1 tRNA gene is annotated in these 349 nt (G+C 53.3%); it reads right to left on the bottom strand.

Annotated elements, in window-relative coordinates:
- Nucleotides 1-130: 130 nt before the first annotated feature.
- Nucleotides 131-206 (bottom strand) — tRNA-Lys (locus OGV57_RS00010).
- Nucleotides 207-349: the final 143 nt, after the last annotated feature.

Genomic DNA, 349 nt, shown 5'->3' with positions numbered 1-349 from the left:
ACGCTCGCCCTTCGGGCCATCGCCGTAAACGGCTCCGTTGTCTCACTTCGTTCGACCCGAACCTGCTGCAGGTTCGAATCATGAAATCCTGCGCATAGCAAAAAAGCGCCTTTAGGGCGCTTTTTTACACTGGTGGGGCGTGCAGGATTCGAACCTGCGACCAATTGATTAAAAGTCAACTGCTCTACCAACTGAGCTAACGCCCCCTTGTGGGGTTTACTTCTTTATACTTTCAGGATGGTGGGTCGTGCAGGATGACTCGGCTTTGCCTCGCCCTACGGGCCGTTGCTTACGCAACGTTATCCTTCACGTTTTACAATCGCGTTCCACCTTAGCGATTGGTGGGTCG

Origin of the sequence: Citrobacter sp. Cf087 (assembly GCF_030334285.1) — a bacterium.
Lineage (GTDB): Bacteria > Pseudomonadota > Gammaproteobacteria > Enterobacterales > Enterobacteriaceae > Citrobacter > Citrobacter freundii.
The sequence above is the reverse complement of the archived record's forward strand: the minus strand, read 5'-3'. Positions and strand labels throughout refer to the sequence as shown.